The organism is Streptomyces sp. NPDC002580, assembly GCF_042889485.1.
GTDB lineage: Bacteria > Actinomycetota > Actinomycetes > Streptomycetales > Streptomycetaceae > Streptomyces.
In genome coordinates this window covers 24,646-34,477 of sequence record NZ_JBIAQZ010000026.1, presented here as the reverse complement: position 1 = coordinate 34,477, position 9,832 = coordinate 24,646, and the positions used below count along the sequence as shown (strand labels likewise).

At 69.7% G+C, this 9,832-nt stretch carries 7 protein-coding genes and 1 pseudogene; 4 read left to right on the top strand and 4 right to left on the bottom strand.

Annotation, left to right across the window (positions count from 1 at the left end):
- Positions 1-200: 200 nt before the first annotated feature.
- Positions 201-1,009, top strand: a protein-coding gene (locus tag ACFYW7_RS38460; protein WP_389511255.1) for an IS5 family transposase whose coding sequence is annotated in 2 segments (ribosomal slippage) — positions 201-549 and positions 549-1,009 — 810 coding nt in all. Because the reading frame shifts where the segments join, the coding sequence is not laid out codon by codon here.
- Between the two features lie 5 nt (positions 1,010-1,014).
- On the opposite strand, the gene ACFYW7_RS38455 is transcribed toward ACFYW7_RS38460, so the two are convergent.
- A complete protein-coding gene (locus ACFYW7_RS38455) occupies positions 1,015-1,686 on the bottom strand; it encodes a transposase family protein (RefSeq protein ID WP_389511263.1) in 672 nt (223 codons plus the stop codon).
- A 371-nt stretch (positions 1,687-2,057) separates the two neighbouring features.
- Here ACFYW7_RS38455 and ACFYW7_RS38450 point away from each other — a divergent pair, with 371 nt between their 5' ends.
- Positions 2,058-3,593, top strand: a complete 1,536-nt coding sequence (locus ACFYW7_RS38450) for a pyridoxal phosphate-dependent decarboxylase family protein (RefSeq protein ID WP_389511253.1) — start codon at positions 2,058-2,060, stop codon at positions 3,591-3,593.
- Between the two features lie 173 nt (positions 3,594-3,766).
- Entirely contained in the window at positions 3,767-4,690 is a 924-nt protein-coding gene (locus ACFYW7_RS38445) for an Imm49 family immunity protein (RefSeq protein ID WP_389511251.1), read from the top strand.
- A 24-nt stretch (positions 4,691-4,714) separates the two neighbouring features.
- On the opposite strand, the gene ACFYW7_RS38440 is transcribed toward ACFYW7_RS38445, so the two are convergent.
- The 3 genes from ACFYW7_RS38440 to ACFYW7_RS38430 form a co-directional block, all read right to left on the bottom strand.
- Positions 4,715-5,287 (bottom strand): hypothetical protein, encoded by a 573-nt coding sequence (locus ACFYW7_RS38440; protein WP_389511248.1) that lies wholly within the window; start codon positions 5,285-5,287, stop codon positions 4,715-4,717.
- Positions 5,287-7,761 carry a DnaB-like helicase C-terminal domain-containing protein gene (locus ACFYW7_RS38435; RefSeq protein WP_389511245.1) on the bottom strand — a complete coding sequence of 825 codons (2,475 nt, stop codon included), beginning with the start codon at positions 7,759-7,761 and terminating at the stop codon, positions 5,287-5,289. The genes ACFYW7_RS38440 and ACFYW7_RS38435 overlap by 1 nt, the downstream gene beginning before the upstream one ends.
- A 381-nt stretch (positions 7,762-8,142) precedes the next feature.
- The gene (locus tag ACFYW7_RS38430) at positions 8,143-8,688 is read right to left on the bottom strand and encodes a DUF6193 family natural product biosynthesis protein (RefSeq protein ID WP_389511261.1); all 546 of its coding nucleotides are present in this window, start codon (positions 8,686-8,688) and stop codon (positions 8,143-8,145) included.
- 236 nt (positions 8,689-8,924) lie between these two features.
- Here ACFYW7_RS38430 and ACFYW7_RS38425 point away from each other — a divergent pair.
- Positions 8,925-9,769 (top strand): annotated as a pseudogene (locus ACFYW7_RS38425) (IS5 family transposase).
- Positions 9,770-9,832: the final 63 nt, after the last annotated feature.

Below are 9,832 nucleotides of genomic sequence, written 5' to 3'. Positions count from 1 at the left end.
GGCGGCTGCGCTGCTACGGGCGGAGTTTGCCTGAGCCTCATGACCCCACGGAGCAGAACTTGCGGACCGCGGTGGAGTCGCTGAAGCCCCTGCTGGTCGAGGTGCGGCCAGGGTGGTTCAGCGTGACCGAGGCCAGGGCTTCAGCATGAGATCGGCGTGTCGGCTGGCGGTCGGTGATCCTCGTCGGCAGGGTCTGCGGGGTGTCCGATGATCTTGCCCCTGATGACCTGTGGAAGCGCATAGCCCCACTGGTGCCGAAGCAGCCCGAGCGAAGGCACCGGCACCCGGGCCGGCTTCGGGTGCCGGACCGTGTTGCGCTGGCGGGCATCATCTACGTGCTGCGCAAGGGCGTGGCCTGGCGGGATGTTCCCGCTCCGGTGGTGGGCTGCTCCGGAGTTACGGCCTGGCGCCGCCTGCGGGACTGGACCGAAGCCGGTGTCTGGCCCCGGCTGCACGCGGAACTTCTTGCCGAACTGCGCAAGGCGGGCCTGCTGGAGATGGGCGACTGCGCGATCGACGGCTCCCACGTCAGGGCCCTCAAAGGCGGGATCACGTCGGGCCGTCGCCGGTCGACCGCGGCCGCCCAGGCTCCAAACACCATCTGATCGCCGACCGGCACGGAACCCCGCTGGCAGTGTCCGTGACTGGTGGGAACCGGCATGACGTGACGCAGTTGATCCCGTTGCTGGACGCGATCCCCCGCATACGGGGACTTCGGGAGCGTCCGCGCAGCAAGCCCAGGCGCCTGTTTGCCGACCGCGGCTACGACTACGACAAGTACCGCCGACTGCTGTGGAAGCGCGGCATCAAGCCCCTCATCGCCCGCCGCGGCGTCGCCCACGGCTCCGGCCTGGGCAAAACCCGCTGGGTCGTCGAGCGCACCTTTGCCTGGCTCCACCAGTTCAAGCGACCCCGGACCCGCTACGAACGCCGTGCCGACCTCCATCAAGGTCTCCTGGAACTGGCCTGCAGCATCATCTGCCTGCGACGACTCCGCACATCATTCTGAAACGATCAGTAAGCGCCCACCCGGTCCCGGCAGATGATCTCCACGCCTGGGTGGCGGATCAGCCAGGCGGCCAAAGGCCCGGCTTCACGGGTCAGGAGCACGTCGACCACGCGATGGTCTTCGACGCTGGTCAAGACGGTGGAGTAGGTCTGGCCGCGGCGGATCGCGAAGTCGTCCACGCCCAGCACGCGCGGAGTACTGAACTGCGGATCGGGCAATGCCATGACCCTGCGCAACAGGGTCATCCGGCTGGCTCCGAAGCCCAGCCGGGCCGCCAGCCGGGCGCCGGCCCGCCCGGCCAGCGCGAGCCCCACCCGCTCCAGGGCACGGTTGAGCCGCGTGGTGAACCGTGCGTGCGGGGAAGCCAGCTGGGAGAACGGCTCGGCGAACGTCCGGCGCTGGCAGTCCGCCCCTCCGCAAATGAAGCGCCGGACCGTCAGCCGGATCACGAAGCCCTGCTCAGCGAGCGGAAGATCCTTCAGCCTGCGCTGGTATCGGTCGTGGACTCGGTCCGAGAAGCGGCCGCGGTCCGGACATGCAGCCCCGGCGGCGCGGCCTCTCGCCACCACCTCGACCGTGCCGAACGCGGCCGTAACCGCCTCGACATCCACATCGTCGATCCCCTCGAAGACCAGTGAGTCCCAGAACGGCGCATCGGTCTGCATGACCAGCACCATCACCGCCCACAACCGACCGCGGCAGCGGCAGCGGCAGGCAGAAACCTGAGGGAGCGTCATCTCTGATCGTCGGACGACAAGGCGTACGCCGTCTCACGCGAACCCGTCTCCTCGCAATCGAACAACGGGGTAACGCTCCGCGACGACTCCCCAAGATCTGTGCCAGAACCGAGTTTCGACAGCAGATGTTCATCAGCTCGGGCAGCACTCGTGCGCCGCGCTGTTCGATTTCAGGCGGGCTGACTTGCGGCTGTGTCGTTTCGGTGGGATCAGCGGCTGCGTGTCGGCCGGTGGGAGTTGCTCGTTACGAGCATGGCCCTCAATGCGCTGACCTGGGGGCCTTGTGATGACGAAAGGCCCGACACGCCGCCATGACCCACCGTTTGTCCGACCCCGCGCCGGCCGAGTGCAGCGAATATCTCCCGCCCCTGGATCCGGTGCCGCCCGGGGCCGGCCCGAAGGTGCTGCGGGACGAACTCGTCGCCGCGGCGGAGTGGGTGTCCCAGCACCTGAGCGAGCTGCCCGGGGGACCCGTGAGCCGTACGATGCCTGCGCGGCAGCGAGCCCGGCTGCGCGAGGCACCGCTCGGCCGCAAGGGGGAAGATCTGGGCCGGGTACTGGACTTCGTGCGGGACGAGATCGCGCCCTTCCCGACCGGGAACGGCCACCCCGCGTTCTTCGCCTGGGTCAACTCGCCGCCCGCACCCGCCGGGGTCATCGCCGAACTCCTGGCCTGCGCCATCAACGCGACCTGCGGCATGGGCGAGAACGCCCTGATGGACCTGGAACGCGGAACCGTACGCATGCTCGCCGCCCTGGCCGCTCTGCCCGAGACCACCGGCGGGGTGCTGACCAGCGGCGGTTCCATGGCCAACCTGCTCGCCCTGGCCACTGCCCGCACCTGGTTCCTCACCCGCCGCGGCAGCGGCGACGGGCCCGCCTACGACCGCGACCACGCCCGCCTCACCCTCTACTGCAGCGCCCAGGCGCACATGTCCGTCGCCAAGGCAGCCGCCTGCATCGGCCTGCCCGCTCACCGGCTGCGCCCCGTCGCAGTCGACGCGCACAACCGCCTGGACCCTGCCGCGCTGCGCGCCGCGGTCACCGACGACCTGGACGCGGGCCTGCTGCCCTTCTGTACCGTCACCACGCTGGGCACCACCGCCACCGGCGCCGTCGACCCGCTCGAACCGGTCACGGACCTGTGTCGCAGCACCGGGATGTGGCACCACGCCGACGGCGCCTGGGGCGGGCTCGGCGCCGCCGTCCCTGCACTGGCATCCCTGTACCGGGGCGTCGGGACCGTCGACTCGCTGACCGTGGACCCCCACAAGACCCTCAGCGTGCCCGTCGGATGCGGCGCCCTGCTCGTCCCCGATCCCGAGCACCTGCACACGGCCTTCGCCCACCGCGCCTCCTACCTCACCGCCGGAGAGCCGGACGCACTGCCCTGGCTCTCCCACGCCACGATCGAGCTCACCCGCCCCGGCACCCGGGCCCTGTCCCTGTGGGCCACCCTCAACCACCTCGGCCACGACGGCGTCACCGCCCTGATCGAGCACTACCTGACCCTCGCCGACCAACTGCGTCACAGGATCACCGCACAACCCCGGCTGGAACTGCTGCCCAGCGGCCCGTGGCCGGTCGTCTGCTTCCGCATCACCGCCCCGAACATCGGGGACCAGGACGAACTCCACGCCCGGGTCGCCCACCGCGTCCAGGCCCGTGGACGGGCGTACCTCGCCACCGTCGCCGTGCACGACCGCACCGTTCTGCGCGCCTGCCTGTGCAACTACCGCACCACCACGGACGACCTCGACCTGCTGATCCGCGAAGTCCTCCACGCAGCCGCCGCCGACCACAGCCCGCCCGCCGCCGCTGGCGCCCCGCCACCACACCATCGGTGACCACCCACCGCACCGCCGCCGACGGGGATCCATCACGATCACTACCTCCACGTCTGCCTTGACTGCCCCCTGCCGACGATTGGCGTCGACAGGCGGGACAGTCCGGGCGGGGCGGAGGATCCGACGCCTTGTGGGGGACTGCGCTGTCGGTGGGTACTGCCAGGATGGCCGGCATGGCGATCAAAGAAGTAGCGCGTCACACCGTCGCAGAAGAACGAATCGGGCAAGCCCTTGAGGACATGTGGAGGCGGGCTTTCGGCCGGTGGCACCAGATGCGCTACGGCGACATGCCGCTGCGGCAAGGGCTCAGTGAACTCGGCGAGGAGCTGGCCGACCACATCGGCGCGTGCACCGTGCCCGACCCGGCCCTGCGTACGCCCGACTCGCGCACCGCGCTGATCACAGCTGCGGAGTGCGCCCTGGGCGTGCTGAGCCTCGCTTGCTTCCCCGACGGCGACTTCTCGATCCCGCTCCCGCTCGTGGAGAAGACCCTCAGCAGCGAGGAGCTTCACTACGAGGAGGAGTGGGAGCCGACCCACCTGGCGACCACGGCACGGACGTGGACCGATGCGTTCACGTGGGCTGTGATCAGCGGCCTGATATGGGACCGGGGCCGGGTGATCGGCCCCCTGCTGCGCGAGGACTATGCGCCCGCCATCCGTGACGGCGTTCCCTACTCGAAGCGGGAGTCGGTGTCGGACCCGGCCGATCTCGCCGAGATGGACGCCTTGTGCGGCTACCTGAATGTCGTCCAGGGGCGCTATCCCGGCGCGCTTCCGGGGCCGGTGCCGCTGGGCAAGCCGGATGCTGCCGAGCTGGCGCGTGCGGCCGAGCAGCTCGATGCGGCCGGGACACTGACAGGGGACCAGCGGCTGTTGCGCGTTCTCCTTGATGATGATCAGGCCGCGTTCGAGCGGGCTCTTGAGGAACGATTCGTGGCGCACCGCGAGAGCATCGGCGCCGACCCGGCTGCCCGGAGCCTGCTTCCGGCGGGGGCCGCCACGCTGGCCGCCCTCGCCTGTCTTGCGCACGACTGGCAGTTGGGTATCCGGTCCGCCTATCTGCCCGAAGCGCTGCTGACTGCCCCGCAGCAGTAGGCGGCCGGCGCTGACCTTCTGGCCCTACCTGAGCTCGACGGAGTACGAGCTTCCGCTGAATTCCCAGCCGTCGGTGCCTTCGCCGATGTCGGCGACGATGACGTCGTCGATGAAGCGGTCCTCGAAGTCGTCGTCGCGAAGGTCGCCGGCCAGCCACAGCGTCTCGATCTCGCTCCAGTCCCCGCGGCGGCCGTCGATGCGCAGCGGGGCGGCGCGGCGGGTGCCGCGTTCGCGTTCGTCGTTGCCGGTCTTCACCAGGCCGCTGATCTCGAACTGGCCGTTCTTGGCGAGGTCGGGGAGGGGTTCGGCGGGGATGATGGCGACGTTTTCGTAGGCGGTGTGGATGAGGTCGCGGTAGCTGCGGCGGACGTTGTACTCGGGGTCCGACAGCCACTTGATCAGGGTGTCGGGTCGGACGTCGAGGCCGGCGCTCTCGAGGGCTTCGTAGCCGCGGTGGGTTCCGGTGAGCTGGCTGAGCTGGGCGTGCCAGTGTTTGGCGTTGTAGGTGGACAGCCGGTGGCGTGGGGTGACCTGGGCGCGCAGGAGGTCGTTGAGGGCGGCGCCGAGGGAGTTGCCGCGCCCGGTGGGTCCGGCCATCAGTCGTCACCTTCGGGGATGAACTCGCCGGGCTGGAGGAACTTGGCCTTGACTTCGCCAAATCCGGTCCCGATCCGGTAGGTGTCGGGTGGCGTCTGGCCGGGGGTCCAGAAGATCGCGGCGTCGACCTTGCGCAGGGCGATGAGGGTGTGGCCCTCCTGGACGGCTTTGAAGGCGACGGTCCAGTGGCGGACGGAGGCTTCGGCAACCATGCTCATGCGCCAGTCCGGCCGCCAGAATGGCGACCGCTGCTCCTGCCGCTTGGGCCACAGCAGACGCAAGGCGATGGACACGCGCGTCTTATAAGCCGCGTACGCGTCGCTGCCGACCTGGACGAGGTCCGCGCGGGCCTCGCGCGCCGCAGTGTAGAAGGGCTTGAACAGGCTCTCGTTGGCCCGGCCGGTCCAGGAGTCGTGGATCGTCACCCGCTGGGTGAGGTGGCCGTCGCGGTACAGGCGTTCCAACTGCTTGATGTGCGGGGTGGTCACCCACACCCGGCCCTGCTCGTCGGTCCGCTCGATGAGCTGTCCGAGCGGGTGCGGCATGCCCGGGTAGTTCCACTCCGGGATGTCGATGAGGTAGATGCCGGCCTGGCCCTTGTCGAAGGCGTTCAGGGGGCCGGTGTGCAGGAGCTTGTTCGGGGCGAGCGGAACGGCTGAACAGGCGGAGGGGTAGGAGCCGTTGCGGTCGATCAGGCACATCAGCCCGTCTCCGAAGGAGGCGGGGACATCGAGCTTGTCGCGGCGTACCCGCTTGCCGTTGTCCCGGATGTGGGCGACGCGGGTGCTGGTGACGTCCGGGTGGACCCACTTCGGTTCGCCGGACATGTCCTCACTGATCAGCGGCCACGGCCCGCTCTCCCGGTCCTCGGTACGGATGACCGGGATCGGGTGCATCTTCGAACGGTCCACCGCGTCCTTGAGGATCTTCAGACCGGGGAAGACGGCGCCCTCCGGCTCCTCTTCCTCATCTCCTGGTACCAGGCCGTCATCGTCGTCCCGCGCCGCATCCTCGTCGTCTTCGGCGTCGGCCGACGGGGTGCCACTGACAGCGGCGTCGGCCGGCGGCTCCGTGGTTGCAGCGGCCGGGGCGGCGGCGTTGTAGGCGTGCAGTGCTGCGGTGAGGCGGCGGCCCTCGGCATTGTCGGGTGTCCGCACTCCGGCGGTGGCCATCGCCTGGAGCTGGGTGTGGAGTTCGTCCAGGTCCTTCACGTGGCCGCCTGCGAGCGCCGTGCGCAGGGCTGCGAGCAGGCGGACGGCCTCTGCGGCCAGTCCCTTGACGGCTCCGGAGGTGAAGGGCAGAGCGGCGTCGGCCAGTTCACGGTCGGCCGCAGTGCCCACGCTGTCCGGCAGACCACTGCCGGCCTCGGCAGTGGTGGTTTCCGGGGGCGCGGTCGTGATGTCGAGGAAGCGGGCGTGAGCGAGGTCGGGGCGCAGGCTGGTGCTGGCGATGATGCCCAGGTCGCGTTCGGCGACGGTCACGGTCGTCACCTGCTGGCCGGGCGCGGTGGTGAGGGTGAGGATGACGTCGGCGTCCAGGAGGTTGACGATGGCGGGGTCGTCGGTGTCCAGGACCGCGATGACCGGTACCTGCTGGGTGCGGGCCAGTTCGCGCAGGATCTGGCTGGCTTCGGGAAGGTGTTCGCCGGACAGGGGCAGGCGCGGGTTGCGGGCCCGCTGCAGCCGGTCCACGACCACGAGCGCCAGATTGTCGGCGAGGGGCGCGGTGTCGGCGATGGCCTCGGCGGTCAGGTCGCTGCCGTCGTCGATGAGCAGCGGCGCGTGGCGCAGCCGCTCGACGACCTCCTGCTCGTGCTCGGTCAGGACGCCGGTCTTGAGGCGGGCGTAGTCGCCGCCTGCCTCCGCGGCAATGATGCGGCGGGTGATGTCCGCGCTGCTGGGCCCGGATGCGGCGTACAGGACGCGGGCGCCTCGGGCGAGTGCGGTGCGGGCGGCGGCGAGGCCGATCAGGCTGCCGCCCACCTGGGGTTCGGCCGCGACCAGGACCAGGCGGCCCGGGTGCAGGCCGCCGGTCGCCTCGTCCAGGCTGGCGAGGCCGTAGGAGAGGCCGGGGGCGGAGCCGGAGGAGAGGACGTCGCCGATGGCGTCTCCGAGAGTGGCGAGGCGGCGGCCGCGCTCACGGGTGGGAGTGGACTGGCTGGTCACCGCACCTCCTGCGGGCGCCGCGCCAGGGTGCACGGCCGTGTCGGATGGGCGGCTGCTGATCGGCCCGTCGACGGGCAGCAGGACCGCGACCGGGGTCGTGTAGCGCTTCAGGACCTGGGGCTGGCCCTTCGCGGCCAGCGCTACGAGGTCACCGAGCTCCTTCTGCGCCGATCCGAGAGGATGCCCCGAAAGCCCGTTGCGGTCTGGGTGCCGAGCAGCAGGAAACCGGTCCAACGGAGCGAGCAGGGCGCGCACGCCGCGGTTGTCGATGACCGTCGATCCGGCGTCGGGGCCCTCGGCGAGCTTCACCAGAGCATGCAACTCTTCGCGGGCCTCGGTTACGGTCCTGGCAGTCCGAGCGTGATCACTCTCGGGTCTCCGCGCCATCTCAGCAACCTCCCTAACTCACCACTAGAGTATCAGTAAGTCGGCATCTTTAGCAGCAAGTTAATAACTTGGTGATACTGAAGTGCCCATTCCCTTCATTTGGTCCTGTTCCTAACCGGCTCTGTTGCGCAGTAGGCAAACCTCTGCGCGGGAAAGTCGGCAACGTGGAGCATCCGATGCGCCGGTGGAGCGCGTTGCTGGTGGGCTAGGGCGTGTCTTAAGGATCTTGCCCTCAGCATGTCAGGGTGGTGGTCCCGACTTCCCGTGCTGCAAAGCCCCGCGCGCTGCCCGCGGTCTTTAGCCTCAGCTCGCCGGCCCGAGCTCCTCCGGGAGGGCGGCCACCACGAGGGCGACGGCTTCCTCCGGCGTCTCGGTGCGCGCAACCAGCCTGCCTTTGTTCCGCACTCCGTACAGCCCCTCGTCGTACGGGCAGATGAGGTACCCGACCCGCGCCTTCCAGAACTCCTCGACACTGGTGGAGAACCAGAGGTTGAAGTGACTGTTGACCGGCATCAGCTGGCGGAGCACCGGCTGGGCGTACGCCGCCGCCAGCGCCGCGTGGGGGCGCGGGTGCCGGTCGTACGGCGGCATGTGGATGCGGTCGAGCTTGGCGCACCACGTCAACTCGACCGCACCGAACGGCTCCCGCTCGTGGTCGAGGGCCCAGGGTCTGAAACGGATGAACTGGGCGCGCGCTCTGGTCTCCTCGAGGCCCGCGCCGCCCGTCCACGCCGCTGTCGCTCTGACCGCTTCGGCCAGGTCTGCGGTCCACCCACAGGCCAGACGGGTGCCGTTGTCCTGGAGGTTCACCTGGAAAGTCCGACGCCCTTCTCCGGGCGGATACAGCATCACGCGCCGACCGCTCCTCGCGTTGACGTACTCTGCGAGGCGATCCCATTTCCCGTCCGACTCGGGCAGGTCAAGCCCGAGTCCCTCGGCCGTACGCCCTAGCGCAGCCCGGAGGGCTCCGTCATCGTCCCAGCCACCCTCGCCAAGCCCCGCCCCGAAGTTCATCGCACCAGTGTGGCCGAATCACCCCGGCCTGACGACCGCCACTTTCCGATCATCGGATCGTTGGCCCGGTCGTGCCGTTGACTGACGCGCAGTGGGCGCGCATAGAGCCGTTGTTGCCGGATCGGACGCCGAAGAGGGGCGGACGGTGGCGTGATCACCGCCAGGTGATCGACGCGATCGCTTGGAAGTTCCAGACCGGTTCGCAGTGGATACACCTGCCCCGCGAGTACGGATCGTGGAAGGGCGTCTACACCCGGCTGCGGAACTGGGCGATCGACGGCACCTGGGAGCGCGTCTTCACTGCCCTGCTCGCCCAGGCCGACGCCGAAGGCGACCTGGAATGGGTCGTCTCGGTCGACTCCACTATCGTGCGCGCCCATCAGAACGCAGCCGGGGCCCGAAAAAGGGGGCCCCGGCCGACGAACCAGACCACCACGCCATCGGACGCTCCCGCGGCGGGCTGACCACCAAGATCCACCTCGCGGCGGACAGCCGCTGCCGCCCGCTGTGCTTTGTCCTCACCCCGGGTCAGGCCAACGACGCACCCGCTTTCCAGCAGGTCATGTCCGCCCTGCGCGTGCCCAGGACGATCGGCAGGCCTCGGACCCGACCCCTGGTAGTCCTGGCGGACCGGGCCTACTCGTCGAGAGCTATCCGCGAGCACCTGCGCAGGCGCAGTATCCGTGCGGTGATCCCGCAGCCCGCTGACCAGATCGCCAACCGCAAGCGCAAGGGCCGGCGGGGCGGCCGCCCGCCCGCCTTCGACCGCACGGCCTACAAGCAGCGCAACACCGTTGAGCGCTGCATTAACCGCCTAAAGAACTGGCGCGGCCTGGCGACCCGCTACGAGAAGACCGCCACCGTGTTCCGCGCCGGACTCCACATCGCCAGCATCTTCATCTGGTCCGCCCGCTGATCGGAAAGAAACGCCCTAGTCGGCTCCGGGACCAGGACAGCTTCCGTCGCGCCCGTGGTCGGC